This is a genomic window from Streptomyces sp. NPDC091682, assembly GCF_044756625.1.
Taxonomy (GTDB): domain Bacteria; phylum Actinomycetota; class Actinomycetes; order Streptomycetales; family Streptomycetaceae; genus Streptomyces.
Window position 1 is genome coordinate 102,447 of sequence record NZ_JBIVTH010000001.1, and the last position, 17,023, is coordinate 119,469.

The 17,023-nt window shown below is 71.8% G+C and carries 10 protein-coding genes; 9 read left to right on the forward strand and 1 reads right to left on the reverse strand.

Annotation, left to right across the window (positions count from 1 at the left end):
- Window positions 1-415: 415 nt before the first annotated feature.
- The 6 genes from ACIQK6_RS00530 (at window position 416) to ACIQK6_RS00555 (ending at window position 12,385) form a co-directional block, all read left to right on the forward strand.
- Window positions 416-2,605, forward strand: coding sequence for a serine/threonine-protein kinase (locus tag ACIQK6_RS00530; protein ID WP_402694044.1), 2,190 nt, complete (start codon window positions 416-418; stop codon window positions 2,603-2,605).
- Between the two features lie 78 nt (window positions 2,606-2,683).
- Window positions 2,684-5,209 (forward strand): protein kinase, encoded by a 2,526-nt coding sequence (locus ACIQK6_RS00535; protein ID WP_402694045.1) that lies wholly within the window; start codon window positions 2,684-2,686, stop codon window positions 5,207-5,209.
- Window positions 5,210-5,334: 125 nt separating this feature from the next.
- The gene (locus tag ACIQK6_RS00540; protein ID WP_329099520.1) at window positions 5,335-6,960 is read left to right on the forward strand and encodes a serine/threonine-protein kinase; all 1,626 of its coding nucleotides are present in this window, start codon (window positions 5,335-5,337) and stop codon (window positions 6,958-6,960) included.
- A gap of 103 nt (window positions 6,961-7,063) precedes the next feature.
- Window positions 7,064-8,695 carry a succinic semialdehyde dehydrogenase gene (locus ACIQK6_RS00545; protein WP_402694046.1) on the forward strand — a complete coding sequence of 544 codons (1,632 nt, stop codon included), beginning with the start codon at window positions 7,064-7,066 and terminating at the stop codon, window positions 8,693-8,695.
- Window positions 8,696-8,707: 12 nt separating this feature from the next.
- Window positions 8,708-10,495, forward strand: a complete 1,788-nt coding sequence (locus tag ACIQK6_RS00550) for a GMC oxidoreductase (RefSeq protein WP_402694047.1) — start codon at window positions 8,708-8,710, stop codon at window positions 10,493-10,495.
- Between the two features lie 189 nt (window positions 10,496-10,684).
- Window positions 10,685-12,385 carry an LPXTG cell wall anchor domain-containing protein gene (locus tag ACIQK6_RS00555; protein ID WP_402694048.1) on the forward strand — a complete coding sequence of 567 codons (1,701 nt, stop codon included), beginning with the start codon at window positions 10,685-10,687 and terminating at the stop codon, window positions 12,383-12,385.
- Between the two features lie 257 nt (window positions 12,386-12,642).
- On the opposite strand, the gene ACIQK6_RS00560 is transcribed toward ACIQK6_RS00555, so the two are convergent.
- Entirely contained in the window at window positions 12,643-12,906 is a 264-nt protein-coding gene (locus ACIQK6_RS00560) for a chorismate mutase (protein ID WP_030763088.1), read from the reverse strand.
- Between the two features lie 794 nt (window positions 12,907-13,700).
- Between ACIQK6_RS00560 and ACIQK6_RS00565 the strand changes: the two genes are divergently transcribed.
- From ACIQK6_RS00565 to guaA, 3 genes are all read left to right on the forward strand, one after another.
- On the forward strand, window positions 13,701-14,459 hold the full coding sequence (locus tag ACIQK6_RS00565; protein WP_402694049.1) for a DUF6879 family protein: 759 nt from the start codon (window positions 13,701-13,703) through the stop codon (window positions 14,457-14,459).
- 13 nt (window positions 14,460-14,472) lie between these two features.
- Window positions 14,473-15,336 carry a helix-turn-helix domain-containing protein gene (locus ACIQK6_RS00570; protein ID WP_402694050.1) on the forward strand — a complete coding sequence of 288 codons (864 nt, stop codon included), beginning with the start codon at window positions 14,473-14,475 and terminating at the stop codon, window positions 15,334-15,336.
- 70 nt (window positions 15,337-15,406) lie between these two features.
- A complete protein-coding gene (gene guaA, locus ACIQK6_RS00575; RefSeq protein ID WP_329099512.1) occupies window positions 15,407-16,993 on the forward strand; it encodes a glutamine-hydrolyzing GMP synthase in 1,587 nt (528 codons plus the stop codon).
- The last annotated feature ends 30 nt before the right edge of the window (window positions 16,994-17,023 follow it).

A 17,023-nucleotide genomic window follows, 5' to 3' on the forward strand; every position in this document is an offset into this window, starting at 1 on the left:
GGATGCCGGGCCGGTGGCTGACGCTGCGCCTACCGCGGAGTCGGCGGACCACCACGCTGCCGGGTCGCCTGCGGCGAAGCCCGCCCGGGCCGAGCAGGCTGATGCTGCGTCTGCGGCGAAGCCCGTGCTCAGCAAGTCCGCGGGGTCGCCTGCGGTGAAGCCCGTGCTGAGCAAGTCCGCGGGGTCGCCGGCGGCGAAGCCCGCCAGTGAGACGTCTGCGGCTTCGGACGCCGGGCCGGTGGCTGACGCTGTGCCCGCGGCTGCGAAGCCCGGGCCGGGCAAGGCTGTCGGGCCGGTCGCCGGGGAGCCGGCAGACGCCGCAGAGGCTGCGGGGGGCGGGCCGAGGACCGACGCCGCGCCTGCGACCGAGCCCGACCGGGCCGAGCGGGCGGGTGCAGCGCCCGGGGAGAAGCCCGTGCTGAGCAAGGCGGCGGGGTCGCCCGAGGCGAAGCCCGGCGAGGAGAAGCCCACAGCGGCGAAGCCCGGGTTGAGCAAGGCGGCCGGGTCGGCCACGGCGGAGGCCGTTGGTGCCAAGCCGGCTTCGAAGCCCGCGGGCAATCCCGTCGTCGAGAAGGCCGATGCCATGGCCGCCGCCGTCAAGGCCGCCGCGGCCAAGGCTGCCGCGGGCGGGCAGGACGAGGGACGGTTGCTGGCCGGGCGCTACCGGCTGGGGACCGTGCTCGGCAAGGGCGGGATGGGTACCGTCTGGCGGGCCCAGGACGAGACCCTGGGTCGGACCGTCGCCGTCAAGGAGCTCCGCTTCAGCACCGGGGTCGACGAGGACGAGAAGCGGCGCCTCATCACCCGTACCCTCCGCGAAGCCAAGGCCATTGCCCGGATCCGCAGTGGTGGCGCCGTCACCGTCTACGACGTCGTCGACGAGGACGGCCGGCCGTGGATCGTCATGGAGCTCATCGAGGGACCCTCGCTCGCCGAGTTCATACGGGAAAACGGCCCCCTCACCCCGCGCCGCGCGGCCGAGGTCGGCCTCGCGGTGCTCGACGTGCTGCGCGCCGCGCACGGCCAGGGGATCCTGCACCGCGACGTGAAGCCGTCGAACGTGCTCATCGCCGGCAACGGCCGTGTCGTCCTCACCGACTTCGGCATCGCGCAGGTCGAGGGCGATCCCTCCGTCACCTCCACCGGCATGCTCGTCGGCGCCCCCTCCTACATCTCCCCCGAGCGTGCCCGTGGCCACAAGCCCGGCCCGCCCGCCGACATGTGGTCGCTCGGCGGTCTGCTGTACGCCTCCGTCGAGGGAGTGCCCCCGTACGACAAGGGTTCCGCGCTCGCCACCCTCACGGCGGTGATGACCGAGCCGGTGGACCCGCCGAAGAACGCGGGTCCGTTGGCCGAGGTCATCTACGGCCTTCTCGCCAAGGACCCGACACACCGGCTCGACGACGCCCGCACCCGGGCGATGCTGAACGCCGTCCTCGCGGCGCCCGAGCCCAAGCCGGTGGTCGTAGCGGCTCCGGCAGCCGAGGAAACCCGGCAGATATCGCTGGCCGACGCCAAGGACGCCGTGGAGAAGGCTGCCGCGGACAAGGCCGAGAAGGCGGCCGAACGGGCGGCGAAGAAGGAACGTGAGCGCCGCGACCGCGAGCAGCGCGAACGCGCCCGCGCCGCGCTGAAGGCCGCCCGCAAGGCGGCGACGGTCGCGGCCGCCACCACGGCCGTCTCCGCAGCGGAGCCGCCGAAGTCCAAGGCGTCCCCCGTCAAGGCGCCGCTCACCGACGTCATGCAGCGCCGCACCATCGTGTTCACGGCCCTGGCCGTGGTCGTGATGCTGGTGGTCGTCGGCTCGCTCATCGTCTACGCCTTCAGCGGCGACGACAAGGACACCAAGGACGAGAGCAAGGGCGGCAAGGGCAAGCCCACTCCGGCGGCTTCGGCCCCGAAGGACCCGGGCGGCAGCAGCGGCAGCAGCGGGACGGGGGAGACTTCCCCGAAGCCCTCGGGGAACACGGGAGAGACGGCCGGCAACGCAAGCGCCGGTACGGGTACCGCCACCGGAGGTCAGCCGGGCCAGGGCCAGGGTCAGGGCCAGCAGAGCCAGGGCCAGGGCCAGGGCCAGGGCCAGAGCCAGGGCCAGGGCCAGAGCCAGGGCCAGGGCTCCACGTCCGGCGGCGCGGGCGGCGCGGTCCCGGCCGGATATGCCGTGATCCAGGAGTTCGGGTTCCACTTCTCGATGGCGATGCCCGAGGGCTTCAAGCAGATCGCCATAGCCGGAGACAACTCCGGCGGCATCTACGCCCGTGAAAGCGGCGGCTTCCCGCGGATCCAGGTCGACTACACCAGCCAGCCGGGCGATGACGCGCGCCTCGCATGGACCAATTCGGTCGCCGGTGTCCGCGGCGGCAGCAAGGGGTATCGGCAGATCCGCATCGACGTGGTGGACTACCGGGGCTATCCGACCGTCGCCGACTGGGAGTTCGAGCGTGAGCAGAAGGGCGTGAAGGTCCGGGTGCTCAACCGCGGCTTCAAGCTGGACGCGACGCACGGCTACGCCATCATGATCAGCTGCGCCGCCGACCAGTGGGACGGTCCCGAGTGCACCCAGATGCGCAACGTCGCCTTCGAGACCTTCCAGCCGCTCGGCTGACCTCGGGACGCGGGCGGCCCCGGCGACGTATCGTGTCGGAGGGGCCATGGGGAGCCCGCCGCACTCGGGGGAGGCGAAGTGGAGGAGTACGCGGGCCGGATCCTGGCCGGCCGCTACCGCCTGCCCGTGCCGCCGTCCGACGAGTACGAACTGATAGAGACCCGCGCCTTTGACACCCGCAGCGGGCAGGAAGTCCTCGTACGGCAGGTGCCGTTGCCGGAGGTCGTGGACGCGGAGCTGCTGGACGGTCCGCGGGCCGTCCCGGCGGCCCGCCGTTCTCCCGCCGATCTGCCGGCCGTGCGCCGCGCCATCGAGGCGGCGCAGGCCGCGGCTTCGATCCCGGACCATCCGCGGCTGGACCAGGTCTTCGACGTGTTCGCCGAGGGCGAGTCGTTGTGGATAGTGAGCGAATTGGTCCCGGCCCGGCCGCTGGCCGCGCTGATTGCCGATGAACCGCTGAGCCCCTACCGGGCCGCCGAGGTGGCGTCGGACGTGCTGACCGCACTGCGGGTGCTGCACGCGCACGGTTGGACGCACCGGAACATCACCGTCCGGACGGTGTTGGTGTGCGAGGACGGGCGCGTCGTGCTGACGGGCCTCGCGGTCGGCGCGGCGGAAGAGGCCCTGTGCGGGTACGACCCCGTCCCGAGCGCCGAGGACACCGGCGGCGGAGGAACGGCGTGGGGTACCGCCACCGCCACCGCCAACACCACCGCACCGGTGCCGGCTCCGACTCCGATCCCGGCTCCATCCCCCGCCCCGACTCGGCTTCCTGCCCCGGATCCGGTGCCGGACCCGGATCCGACTCCCGCCACCCCCGGTCCGGTGGACGTCGCGTACGCGCCGCTCGTGGCCCCCGGGTACGACACCGGGCCGCGGTACACCGATCACATCACCCCCGGCCGTCGACAGGACCGCCCCGACCTGCAGGCCGCCGCGCGGGCCGGGGCCATCGCCGCCTACCGGGCCGGGGCGCGGGCGGCCGCAGCCCGGGTCATCGAGGAGCGCAGGGCCGGGGCGGCGGCCGAGATCGAGGCCGGTGCGCCGCCGGAGCGCCGCCCCGAGGGGTCGACCCTCCCGCAGGGGTACTCGTACCCGTACGGCGGCCCGGAGACCGGCGCCGTCGCGCCCTGGCACGGTGCGACCCCCCGCCGGGCGGAGCTGCCCGCAGCGGCCGCCCCGGAGCCGGAACCGGAGCCCGCACCCGATCCTGAGCCCGAGCCCCTGCCCGATCCCGTACCGCTGCCCGATCCCGATCCCGATCCCGATCCGGATCCGGAGCGGGCACCGCAGGAACACCCCGAGCGCCCCGCCCTGCCCGCCCAACTCGCCCTGCCCCAGGGCTACCGGCAGGCCGATGCACCCGCCCCGGCCGCCCCCGACCGGTCACAGCCCACCGGCAGCGGCTGGTCGGGGCCGCGGACCGGCCTGGACGCCGAGCGCGCGCGGCAGACCCGGATGGCCGTCGTCGGTGCCGTCACCGAGCGGTGGGCGCCCGAGCAGGCCGGCCCCGTGCACGGGCACTGGCAGCTCGCGGCCCCCGTCGGCCCCGCCACCGACCTCTGGGCGCTCGGCGCGCTGCTCTACCGCGCGGTGCAGGGGCACGCCCCGTACCCGGAGGACAGCGTCGCCGAGCTGGTCGAGATGGTCTGCGCGGAGCCGCCCGCCTTCGCCGAGGAGTGCGGGGCACTGCGCCCGATCGTGGAGTCGCTGCTGCGCCAGGACCCCACCGAGCGGCCCGACTTCGAGGAGCTCCGCGGCTGGCTGCGCTCGCTCGTACGGTCGGCGCCCGAGCCGGACGCCGGGTTCGGGGCGCTTCCGCTACCGGAGCCGGACCCGGCGCGGCTGCCCGTCGTACGCCGCCGCGGTGAGGTCCACGGGCGCCACCGCAACCCCGCGGGCCCCCGCAAGCCGCGCGCCCTCGGCCGGAGCCTGCTCGTCGGGATCCTTGCCCTCCTCGCCGGCGGGGTGGCGTACGCGATGCTGTTCCTGCCCCGGGCCGCCGACCAGGAGCCCGCGGGCGACGCCCGGGGCAGCACCGCGCAGGCGCCGGCGAAGCCGAGCCCCTCCCAGGTCCCTTCGGGCAAGCCCGAGTCCAAGCCCGCTCCGCAGACGACGGCGCCCGCCGAATCACCGGCCGCCCCGGCTTCCGCCCCGGCCGGTTACACCACCCAACAGGACCCGGAGCACTTCGAGATCGCCGTGCCCGACGGGTGGGAACGTCGCGGAATCAATGAGTCCGGTCAGGTCCGGTACACCGACGGGCAGTTCGTGCTGACGGTCGTCCCCGGCCGCGACAAGGTCCAGGGGAATCCGGATCCGGCGGCGTACCAGAAGGACAAGGAGCCGGAGCTGACCCCGTACCGGACGTCGACCTGGTCGACCGTCGGCGACGTGAAGAGCACCAAGGTGGGCCAGCAACTGCGCGCGACGGGGCGGTACACGTGGATCGACGGGACCGGCCGCAACGTCTTCGCCCGCAACTTCGTCGTGGCGCTGGGCGGTAGCTACCACGTCGTCCTGGTCACCGGTCCGGAGGACGAGCAGTCCAAGGTCACCGATGTCTTCGAGAAGGCCACGGCGAGTTACAAGGCGGGCGGTTGAAGGGATACTGACGACTGATCAGTACGGCGATTGCGTCACAGTGCCGTCTTTCGGCGCCCGGGCGGTTCCGGCAGCCCCTCCGGGCTCCGTAATCTGGCCTGAAGTGCAGAGAGCGGCGGGGTTTCGTGGAACAGCAGACAGGTGGGGGCGCCGTGTTGGCGGGCCGGTACCGGCTCGTCGAGCCGATCGGCCGGGGCGGCATGGGCAAGGTGTGGCGTGCGCATGATGAGCTGCTCCACAGGACCGTCGCCGTCAAGGAACTGACGGCGGGTCTGTACGTCGCCCAGGCCGACCGGGACGTCATGCACGCCCGGACGCAGAAGGAGGCCCGGGCCGCGGCCCGGATCCAGCATCCGGCGGTCGTCACCGTCCACGACGTCCTGGAGCACGACGACCGGCCGTGGATCGTCATGGAGTACATCGACGGGCCCTCCCTCGCGGACGCGGCCAAGGCGGCCGGGCGGATCGAGCCCCGCGAGGCGGCCCGGATCGGCCTGCACGTGCTGGGCGCGCTGCGCGCCGCGCACGCGGTCGGGGTGCTGCACCGCGACGTGAAGCCGGGCAACGTGCTGCTCGCCAAGGACGGCCGGGTGCTGCTCACGGACTTCGGGATCGCCGCGATCGAGGGCGACTCGTCCATCACGCGCACCGGCGAGATCGTCGGTTCCATCGACTACCTGGCGCCCGAGCGCGTCACCGGTGGCGTTCCCGACCCGTCCTCCGACCTGTGGTCGCTGGGCGCCACCCTCTATACGGCGGTGGAGGCCCGTTCGCCGTTCCGCCGCACGTCGCCCATCTCCAGCCTGCAGGCCGTGGTCAACGACGAGCCGCCGGCGTTGCGCCAGGCCGGGGCGCTCGGTCCGGTGATCACGTCCTTGCTGCGCAAGGATCCGACGGAGCGTCCCTCGGCCGAGGAGGCCGAGCGGATGCTGCTGGAGGCGATGGAGGGCCGCGAGCCGAAGGCGGCGCAGGCGTACGTGCCCACGCGTGCGGTGACCCCGGAGGAGCTGGCCCCGGCGCAGGAACGGTTCGATGTGCCGGTTGTGTCGGCGGAATCCGGGGCGACGGCCGCTCTGGAGGAGCCCCCGGTGCCCGCGGCCACGGCCACCGCCACAGCAGCCGCCTCCACCGCGACCACCGTCGACCCGGCCGGGGGCTGGCGGGGGCGGGCCGTGGTCGTGGCCCTGGTGGCGGCGCTGCTCGGCGGCGGCGGTGTGTTCGGGGTGCTCAAGTACACCGGGGACACGGGCAAGGACGACGTCCCGGACAAGGCGGTCACCGCGGCGGGCCCCCCGGCGGGCTGGAACAAGGTCACCGACCCCATCGCCGGTTTCACCCTGTTCGTTCCGGAGGGCTGGACGCGCAAGGCGAACGGCGACCAGATCGACTACACCCCGGACGACGGGAAGCACTTCATCCGGATCGCCGCCGATTCCACCCCTGACTACCAGGACCCGTACGCGCACCTCCTCGACCTGGAGAAGCAGGTCGCGAAGCGGACCGACTACAAGATGGTGCGGTTGAACCAGAACACCTTCCGGGACAGCACCCGGGCCGCGCTCTGGGACTTCACCTGGACGGAGAAGCAGAACCACCCGGGCCCGCGCAGGGCCAAGGAGCAGATGTACGTGGCCCCCGACGGCACGGAGTACGCCATCTACATCTCGAGCCCGATCGACAGTTGGCCCACGACCGAGCAGCAGTTCGACGTTGTGCTCAGCGGTTGGGAGCCACCCGCCGGGAAGTCCTGATCGACCCCGACCCCGCCATCCTGCCAGCGTTCACTGGCGGAAAAGGCAAAATCCGGTTACCGGCGGGTACCCAAAGGCTGTCCGGCGCAATACGCTCACCGGCATGACGGACTCGCAGGCCCCCGCCGCCCCCCTCCGGACCGCACCGAAGCCCACCAACCCGGTCGCCCCGGCCCCGGCCGGTGCCCGCACCGCCGCCGACGTGGTGACCCCCGACCTGGTCGCCCGGCTGACCCGCGGGGTGATCGGATCGGGCCGCACCGCCAACCACACTCCCTTCACCGGGGACCGGCTGGCGGAGCTCCCGGAGGCCACCCCCGAGGACGTGGCCGAGGCCTTCGACCGGGCCCGCGCCGCCCAGCCCGCCTGGGCGGCGGTCCCCGTCGCCAAGCGGGCAGCGGTCCTGCTGCGCTTCCACGACCTGATCCTCGACCGGCAGGCCGAGGTCCTCGACCTGATCCAGCTGGAGACCGGCAAGGCCCGCCTGCACGCGCACGAGGAGGTCCAGGCGGTCGCCGTCTCGGCCCGCCACTACGGGCGCAAGGCCCCCGGCTACCTGCGCCCCAAGGGCCACACCGGCGCCATGCCCACCCTCACCAAGGTCACCGAGCTGCGCCAGCCGCGCGGGGTCGTCGGCCAGATCGCCCCCTGGAACTACCCGCTCGAACTGTCCGTCGGCGACGCCCTGCCCGCCTTCGTCTCCGGCAACGCGCTCGTCATGAAGCCCGACACCGAGACCGCGCTGACCGCCCTGTGGGCCCGCGACCTGCTGATCGAGGCCGGCCTGCCCGCCGAGGTCTTCCAGATCGTCCTCGGCGAGGGCCCCGTCGTCGGCCCGGAAGTGGTCCGGCACGCGGACTACGTCTCCTTCACCGGTTCCACCCGCACCGGCCGCGAGGTCGCGCGGGGCGCGGCCGACCGCCTCGTCGGGGTCTCCCTCGAACTCGGCGGCAAGAACGCCATGCTCGTGCTGCACGACGCCGACATCGAGAAGGCCGCCGCGGGCGCCGTCCGCGCCTGCTTCTCCTCCGCCGGACAGCTCTGCATCTCCATCGAGCGGCTCTACGTCCACGCCTCCGTCGCCGACGCCTTCGTCGAGCGGTTCGCCGCCCGTACGAAGGCCATGCGGCTCGGCGCCTCGCTCGCCTACGGCGCCGACATGGGCTCCCTGGTCGGCGAGCGCCAGCTGGAGACCGTACGGCGGCACGTGGACGAAGCCGTGGCCAAGGGCGCCACCCTCGTCGCCGGTGGTACCGCCCGCCCCGACATCGGCCCGCTCTTCTACGAGCCCACCATCCTCGACGGCGTCGAGGCCCCCATGGCGGTGTGCGGCGAGGAGACCTTCGGCCCCGTCGTCTCGATCTACCGCTTCACCGACGAGGACCGGGCGATCGCCGAGGCCAACGCCACCGCGTACGGCCTGAACTCCAGCGTCTGGACCAAGGACGCCCGCCGCGGCCACGCCGTCGCCGCCCGGCTGCGCACCGGCACCGTCAACATCAACGAGGGCTACGCCCCCGCCTACGGCAGCGCCCAGGCACCCATGGGCGGCATGAAGGACTCCGGCCTCGGCCGCCGGCACGGCTCCGAGGGCATCCTCAAGTACACCGAGGCCCAGACCGTCGCCCACCAGCGGCTGCTCCCGATGGCGCCCTCGCTGGGCATGGACGACGAGAAGTACGCGGCGTTCATGACCCGCAGCCTCAAGGTCATGAAGGCCCTCCGACTCCGCTGAAGGGGCAGCACCGTGTCTGAGTCTGAGTCTGAGTCGTACGACTACGACGTCATCGTCATCGGATCGGGATTCGGCGGATCGGTCTCGGCGCTGCGCCTGACCGAGAAGGGCTACCGGGTCGGCGTCCTGGAGGCCGGGCGCCGTTTCACCCGCGAGAGCCTGCCGAAGAACAGCTGGGACCTGCGCAACTACCTGTGGGCCCCGGTCCTCGGGCTGTACGGCATCCAGCGGATCCATCTGCTCGGCAACGTGATGGTGCTCGCGGGCGCCGGTGTCGGCGGCGGCTCGCTCAACTACGCCAACACGCTGTACGTGCCGCCCACCGCCTTCTTCGAGGACCGGCAGTGGGCCTCCATCACCGACTGGCACGAGGAGCTCGCCCCCTACTACGAGCAGGCCAAGCGGATGCTCGGGGTGCGCCTCAACCCGACCATGACCCCCTCCGACGTCCACCTCAAGGCGGCCGCGGCGAAGATGGGCGTCGCGGACTCCTTCCACATGGCCCCGGTCGGCGTCTTCTTCGGCGACGGCGACGACGGCGATGCCCAGCCGAAGGTCCGGCCCGGGGACGAGGTGCCCGACCCGTACTTCGGCGGCGCCGGCCCCGCCCGCAAGGCCTGTACGGAATGCGGCGAGTGCATGACCGGCTGCCGGCACGGCGCGAAGAACACCCTCAACGAGAACTACCTGCACCTCGCCGAACGCGCCGGCGCCGTCATCCACCCGATGACCACCGTCACCGCGCTCTCCGACCACCCCGGGGGCGGCTACCGCGTCCGCACCGTCCCCACCGACGGCCGCCGCCGGGGTCGGGCGAAGGTGCTGCGCGCCCGGTACGTCGTCGTCGCGGCGGGTACGTACGGCACGCAGACCCTGCTGCACACGATGAAGGACCGCGGCGAGCTCCCGCGCCTCTCGCACCGGCTCGGGGAGCTGACCCGGACCAACTCCGAGGGCCTGGTCGGCGCGCAGACCGACGACCGCCGCTACCGCAAGCGGCACGGGGGCGACCGCCGGGCCGACTTCACCCGGGGCGTGGCGATCACCTCCTCGGTCCACCCCAACGCCGACACCCACATCGAGCCCGTCCGCTACGGCAGGGGCTCCAACGCCATGGGGTTCATGACCGTCCTCCAAGTGCCCCACAGCAAGCACCGGGTCCGTGCCTGGCTCGGCCGGACCGTGCGCCACCCGGTGCAGCTGGCGCGTTCGCTGTCCAACCGGCGCTGGTCGGAGCGGACCATCATCGGCCTCGTCATGCAGTCGTTGGACAACTCGCTGACCACGTACCGCAAGCCCGGTGGGATCGGGAAGGGCCTGCTGACCGCCCGCCAGGGCCACGGTGCCCCCAACCCGGTCCAGATCGCCGAGGCCACGCAGGCCGCGACCCTGCTGGCCGAGGAGATCAACGGCTTCCCGGGCAGCAACATCGGCGAGCTGATGGGGACCCCGCTGACCGCGCACTTCCTGGGCGGCTGCCCGATCGGCGCCTCGCCCGAAGAGGGCGTGGTGGACCCGTACCACCGGCTCTACGGGCACCCGGGCATCTCGGTGGTGGACGGCTCGGCCGTCTCCGCGAACCTCGGGGTGAACCCGTCGCTGACGATCACCGCGCAGGCGGAACGGGCGATGTCGTACTGGCCGAACAACGGCGATCGGGACCCGCGGCCCGAGCAGGGGGCCGCGTATGCGCGCCTGGACGCGGTGGAGCCGGTCCGTCCGGCGGTCCCGAAGGATGCCTTCGGCGCGCTGCGGCTGCCGTTCGTGGCGGTCCCGGAGGTTCCGCCACGCAGCCCGTGAGGGACGCGCAACCGGTGCTGCGACAGCGGTGGGTACCGCGCTCCCCCTCCGAGCGCGGTACCCACCGCGGTACATACGTGACAGATGTTCAGCCTTGATGGTTGTATCGGAATCCGCCGTGCCGGGCTGTGGTGTCGATCACACGATGAAGTGTGCAACTGCGACTGATGTTCGACGGTCAACGGCTGCATGAGAAAGCGCATCTCGTTGCTGGCTGCCGGTGCCCTCGTGGCCCTGGGGCCGGCCACCGCTCCCGCACACGCCGCGGACCCCGTCTTCACCCTGGCCGGACCGGCCGGGATCGGTCTGCGCCCGTACCCCGGGCAGGGCGGTGAGCCGCAGAAGACCTCGGTGAAGTTCCGGATCGTCAACGACTCCGCCAAGACGTTCGACCGCCAGAGCACCTTCACGATCGATCTGAGCGGTCTCAAGGGCGTCGCCGACGTGCAGCTCGCCAAGGACAAGGGCGCGGACTGCAAGCTCACGGCCGCGGCCGTGACCTGCAAGCGCTGGGCGCTGTGGACGGGCGAGACCACCGTCGTGGACCTGGACCTCACCGCGGCCAAGGACAGCAAGGTCGGCGCGACCGCCGACCTGACGCTCACCGGCACGGCGGAAGGCGCCACCTTCACGTCCGCCACGACCAAGGTGCGCGTCGGCGGCCCCGACCTGGTTCTGGACCGGGCCCCGCTGAAGGCGGAGCAGAAGCCGGGCGACGAGCAGAACCTGTCGATCATCTTCGCCAACGAGGGCACCGACCCCGTCAACGGCGTGGTCCTCGAAATGCGCACCACGCACGGCATCGATCTGGTCGAGCAGTACGACAACTGCTCCTACTCCGACGACACCCGCGCGGGCCAGCCGCGGACCACGGGCTGGACCACGGTGCAGTGCCTGCTGGAAGGCGAGTACGAGCCGGACGCGGTCTACGGCGTCGACGGCCCGCTGACCCTCAAGGCCGCCCCGCACGCCTTCATCGACGGCCTGACCTACGCGGTGTACGCGGCCGGCGACCAGCCGAAGTCGGCGAAGGGCGGCGCGCCCGCGGCCGGCGACCAGTCGAAGGCGGCGAAGAACCGCGCGCCCGCGGCCGGCCACAAGCTGGCGGCGGCGAAGCAGGCCCCCAAGGCCGCGGCCCGCTCCGCCCAGCCGGCGCCCGACCTCGACCCCTGGAACAACATCCGGGAGTTCGACTTCACGACGCGCAACACCGCCGATCTGGTGGCCACGGGCGTGTCCCTCAAGGGCGGGGTCGGCGAGACGGTCACCGCCGACTTCGGCTTCCGCAACGACGGCCCCGCGTGGGTCGCCCACCTGCGCTCCGGCGAGGACGTCGCCCGTACCGACATCGTCATCCCGGCGGGCGCGAAGGTCACCAAGGTCCCGGCCGGCTGCACGGGGGTCAACGCCGACGGCACCCACCGCGAGCAGACCCTGGGCGCGCCGCGCTACTTCTGTTCCACCGGCCATGTCGTGGGGGAGAAGGAGACGTTCGCCTACCCGTTCCAGCTGAAGATCGAGAAGGTCGTGGCGGACGCCAGGGGCTCGATCACGGTCGGCGCATGGACGCCGGAGGGCACCACGGGCCAGCGTTGGGACCCGAACCACGCCAACAACAAGGCGGCCTTCGTGATCAATGCGAAGGGCAGCGGACCGGCCCCGACCCCGACCGCCACCACCTCGGCCACGCCGGCCCCGACCGGCTCCGCGACGCCCACCGCGACCGCCTCGCCGAGCACCTCGGCCACCGGTACGGGCGTCACGGCGAACGGCGGCCTCGCCTCCACCGGCAGCTCCGCCCGGACGATCGCGCTCGGCGGCGCGGTGCTCCTGGCCGTCGGCGGCGGGCTGTTCCTGGCGTTCCGCCGCAAGGCGGGCGGGCACGCGTAACGCGCGACGACGCAGAACGGCCGGCCCGGGGCGTCCCCCGGGCCGGCCGTCCTCTACGGGGTGACCGGGCTGCTGTCCCCTGCCGTCCGGTCACGCGAAGGAGCGAGGTCCCACGACGTACGCTCCACGGGGCGTGCGTCTCATCGCTCCAGCGGATCCACGCATGGTGTTGCGGTTCCGCGGCTGGCTGACGCGGACACCCTCACCAACGAAGGGCCCCGGGGCCGGTCACGGCCCGGACGGGTGACGAACAGCCGTCACACGCGTCCCCGGCACAGCTCCAGCAGGGTCATGGCGAGGGCGGTGCCGGGCTTTCCGAGCGCATCGCTCCAGTGGGACAGCACCTCCATCTCGCGCGACAGGTGCACCCGGCGCCCGCCGGACGCGATCCGGGCGTCCTGGATGACCGTCGAGACGGCCATCCGTTCCTGGATCAGGCCGATGATCCGGTCGTCGAGGGCGTCGATGCGCGTACGGGAGTCGGCGATCAGCTGCTCGGGGGTGGTGGTGATCGTGGTCATGGTCTCTCCTGAAGGTGTGTGCCGACAGGAGCGGAAACGCCAGAGCGCCCCGGTCCTGTCGGACCGGGGCGCTCTGGGAAGTCAGTGGCTCAAGCGAGCATCACGAGGACCCATGGCGACCGGACCGACCGGTGCCATAGGTAAAGACGAAGCTCAGCTGCTTGCGCATGGCGCGAACACTACCTTCCGTCTCCTTCCGGACCAATCGCGTTCGGATGGTGAGACGGTTCAGAGGCGCGCGTGACGCGCGCGTGGTCCGTGTACACGCGCCGGAAGAGGTGGTGGCCGGTCCCCCCTGTGTGCCGCAGCGCCCAGTCCTGCGCTGCTCCTTGCTCGTCCTGCGGCCCGGACTCCGCCCCGCAGCGGTACGCCGTGCAGAAGACCTCGTAGGTGACGCCGCCTTCAGGCGCGTGCCGAATGGTGTGGGCGACGAACCGGAGCTTCACTCGCGGGCTCAGCATCGGCTGCGCCCACGGTGAGCGACGATCTCCACGTTGTAGTCCGATACCGCCGAGCGGTCACTCCGCCGGTGGGCCTCCGAGCGCTGGTTCGCCAGTGCTGCGCACACGTCGCAGCCTGCGGCCGGTCTCGGAGCCTCTGATGGAAGTGACAGGTGCACAGGCGGGCTCATGGTGGTCAGAGATGCCATGAACGGCACCCTAGAGACAGTCGGTTGGGGCCACGCGAGACTATTCTCGATTATTCCTCTGCCGGGCTTGGCCATGCATCGACATTCCTGTGTGGCAGCCGACATCCTTTGAAGCCGGAGCTGGCGCGGCGAAGGGGCAGGACCGATGGCACGCAGGTTGCGCTTCAACGGTACGGGCAGCGGTGAAGGCGGCTGTCCCGCCGTGCACGAAGATCTCGACAGCGGAGAGGTCGTAGTCCACGGACCGCCGCTCACCGATCCCGATGACGTCGCCCAGCTGCGCCACCTCTCCCCAGGTGAGGCGGCGATCGTGGTTCCGCGTGAACTGCTCGTCGACTTCGGCCCCAAGGAGGTCGTCCGCGTGCCCCGCATCATCGACCTGGATTCCTTCGGGAGTCTGTTCGAGAACTTTGAGCACACCGCGTGGCGGCTGGAGACGCGCCGTCGGTACGCCTCGGACGAAGCCACCGACACGTACGCCCAGTTCCTGCGGGGCGAGAGTCCGTCATGGGACATGGAAACTGCGTGGAGCACGATCATGCGGCAGAAGACATCGGGCGGGGCCACCGTTGGTCGCGTACGCGTTGTCGACAGCCAACCGACTTCGGGGCAGCGCTACCTCATGGCCCACACCGAGAAGAACGCCGCGCTCGGGGAGGAGATCCGCAACCTGTGGCGTGCAGATGCCGAGCGGCTGCGGCTGCCGACCGAGGATTTCCGGATCTTCGATTCCCGGCTCGTCGCCGTGCTGAATTTCGACGACGGTGACGACCTGCTCGACGTTGAGTTGATCACTGAGCCGGTTGAGGTCAACCGCTATGCCCAGGTGCGGGACACGGCCTGGCATTACGCCGTTTCGTACGAGACGTTCGCCGCAGGACTGGCGGCAGCCGAACGGCAGTGAGCGTGGGCAACCGGTGAGTACCGACTACCAGCAGGCGAGAGCGGCCCTCGGCGTAAGGCTGCGGGAGCTGCGTCAGGCCTGCCCCGGGAGCCGGCTCACCGGTACGGCGCTGGCGGCGCGCCTCGGCTGGACGCAGTCGAAGGTCAGCAAGCTGGAGACGGGCCGGCAGACAGCCACGGCCGAAGACCTGAGGGCGTGGGCGGCAGGAGTCGAGCAACCGGAAGCGGCGGAGGAGCTGCTGTCCCGGCTGCGCGGACTGGAGTCCCGTGTCCGTTCATGGCGCCGCCAGCTGGCCGGGGGACTTCGGCCCGTACAGGATGTGCACAACCAGGCGCAGGCGGACGCGCGTGTGCTCCGCGCGTGGGAATCGTCCTGGGTCGTCGGAGTGCTTCAGACGCCCGACTACGCGCGTGCGGTCCTCAGCCGCTTCGCGGAGCTGCACCAGACGACCAGGGACATAGAAGAAGCCGTGCTTTCCCGGATGAAGCGGCAAGAGGGACTGTACGACGCCGGAAAGCGCTACCGGATCCTGTTGTGGGAAGCGGTCCTGCACGCTCGGATCTGTCCGCCCTCGGTACTCGCCGCCCAGCTCGACCGCCTGCAAGGCGTGATCGGCCTCGACACCGTGGAACTGGGGATCGTTCCCCTTGGAGCACCCCTGCAGATCCCCCCAGGACTCGGATTCTGGATCTACGACGACCGGCAGGTGGTCGTGGAAACCTGGCACGCAGAGCTCTGGCTGGACGACACCGACGGCGTCGCCACCCACCTCCGGGTCTGGCAGGCCCTTCGTGAATCCGCCGCCTTCGGGGCGGACGCACAGCGTGTGATCAGCCGGGCACGTCAGGCAGTGGGGGTGCCGGGATTCGGATGGTGAGACGAAGAGGGGGTGGCGTCCCCCGTTAGAATCGACAAAACAGCCACCTCTTCCGCCGGAAGGCCGCCCCGTGCCAGAAGCACCCTCCGCCGCCCACGACAGCGCCCCGGACACGGTTCTCGTCGTCGACTTCGGCGCCCAGTACGCCCAGCTCATCGCCCGCCGCGTCCGCGAAGCACGGGTCTACAGCGAGATCGTGCCGAGCTCGATGCCGGTCGACGAGATGCTGGCCAAGAACCCCAAGGCGATCATCCTCTCCGGCGGCCCGTCCTCCGTGTACGAGGAGGGCGCCCCGCAGCTCGACCGCGCGATCTTCGAGGCCGGCGTCCCCGTCTTCGGCATGTGCTACGGCTTCCAGCTGATGGCGGTCACCCTCGGTGGCACCGTCGACAACACCGGCGCCCGCGAGTACGGCCGCACCCCGCTGGCCGTCTCCAAGCCGGGCTCCACCCTCTTCGAGGGCACCCCCGACAACCAGTCGGTGTGGATGTCCCACGGCGACGCCTGCTCCGCCGCCCCCGAGGGCTTCACCGTCACCGCGTCGACGAACGTCGTCCCCGTAGCGGCCTTCGAGAACGACGAGAAGAAGCTGTACGGCGTGCAGTACCACCCCGAGGTGATGCACTCCACGCACGGCCAGCAGATCCTCGAGCACTTCCTCTACCGCGGCGCGGGCCTCGCCCCCACCTGGACCACCGGCAACATCGTCGAGGAGCAGATCGCGGCGATCCGCGAGCAGGTCGGCGACAAGCGCGCCATCTGCGGCCTCTCCGGCGGCGTGGACTCCGCCGTCGCCGCGGCCCTCGTGCAGAAGGCCATCGGCTCGCAGCTGACCTGCGTCTACGTCGACCACGGCCTGATGCGCAAGGGCGAGACCGAGCAGGTCGAGAAGGACTTCGTCGCCGCCACCGGCGTGCAGCTGAAGGTCGTCGACGCGCAGGAGCGCTTCCTGACCGCGCTCGCCGGCGTGTCCGACCCGGAGACCAAGCGCAAGATCATCGGCCGCGAGTTCATCCGCGTCTTCGAGCAGGCCCAGCTGGAGATCCTCCAGGAGGACGGCCCCGCGGTCGCCTTCCTCGTGCAGGGCACCCTGTACCCGGACGTCGTCGAGTCCGGCGGCGGCACCGGCACCGCCAACATCAAGTCCCACCACAACGTGGGCGGGCTTCCCGACGACATCGAGTTCGAGCTCGTCGAGCCGCTGCGCCAGCTGTTCAAGGACGAGGTCCGGATGGTCGGCCAGGAGCTCGGCCTGCCCGACGAGATCGTCCAGCGCCAGCCCTTCCCGGGCCCCGGCCTCGGCATCCGCATCGTCGGCGAGGTCACCAAGGAGCGCCTGGACCTGCTCCGCGAGGCCGACGCCATCGCCCGTCACGAGCTGACCGCGGCCGGCCTGGACCGTGAGATCTGGCAGTGCCCGGTCGTGCTGCTCGCGGACGTCCGCAGCGTCGGCGTCCAGGGCGACGGCCGCACCTACGGCCACCCGATCGTGCTGCGCCCCGTCTCCTCCGAGGACGCGATGACCGCGGACTGGACGCGCATGCCGTACGAGGTGCTCGCCCGGATCTCGACCCGCATCACCAACGAGGTGCCGGAGGTGAACCGGGTGGTCCTCGACTGCACGAGCAAGCCCCCGGGCACCATCGAGTGGGAATGACGCCGCAGCCGTGACGCGGCGTAGTACGCT

Excerpts from the sequence above, each read along its gene's own strand:
- ACIQK6_RS00545 (WP_402694046.1), top strand. The coding sequence starts at position 7,064 with ATGACGGACTCGCAGGCCCCCGCCGCCCCCCTCCGGACCGCACCGAAG.
- ACIQK6_RS00555 (WP_402694048.1), top strand. The coding sequence starts at position 10,685 with ATGAGAAAGCGCATCTCGTTGCTGGCTGCCGGTGCCCTCGTGGCCCTG.
- ACIQK6_RS00560 (WP_030763088.1), bottom strand. The coding sequence starts at position 12,906 with ATGACCACGATCACCACCACCCCCGAGCAGCTGATCGCCGACTCCCGT.
- ACIQK6_RS00565 (WP_402694049.1), top strand. The coding sequence starts at position 13,701 with ATGGCACGCAGGTTGCGCTTCAACGGTACGGGCAGCGGTGAAGGCGGC.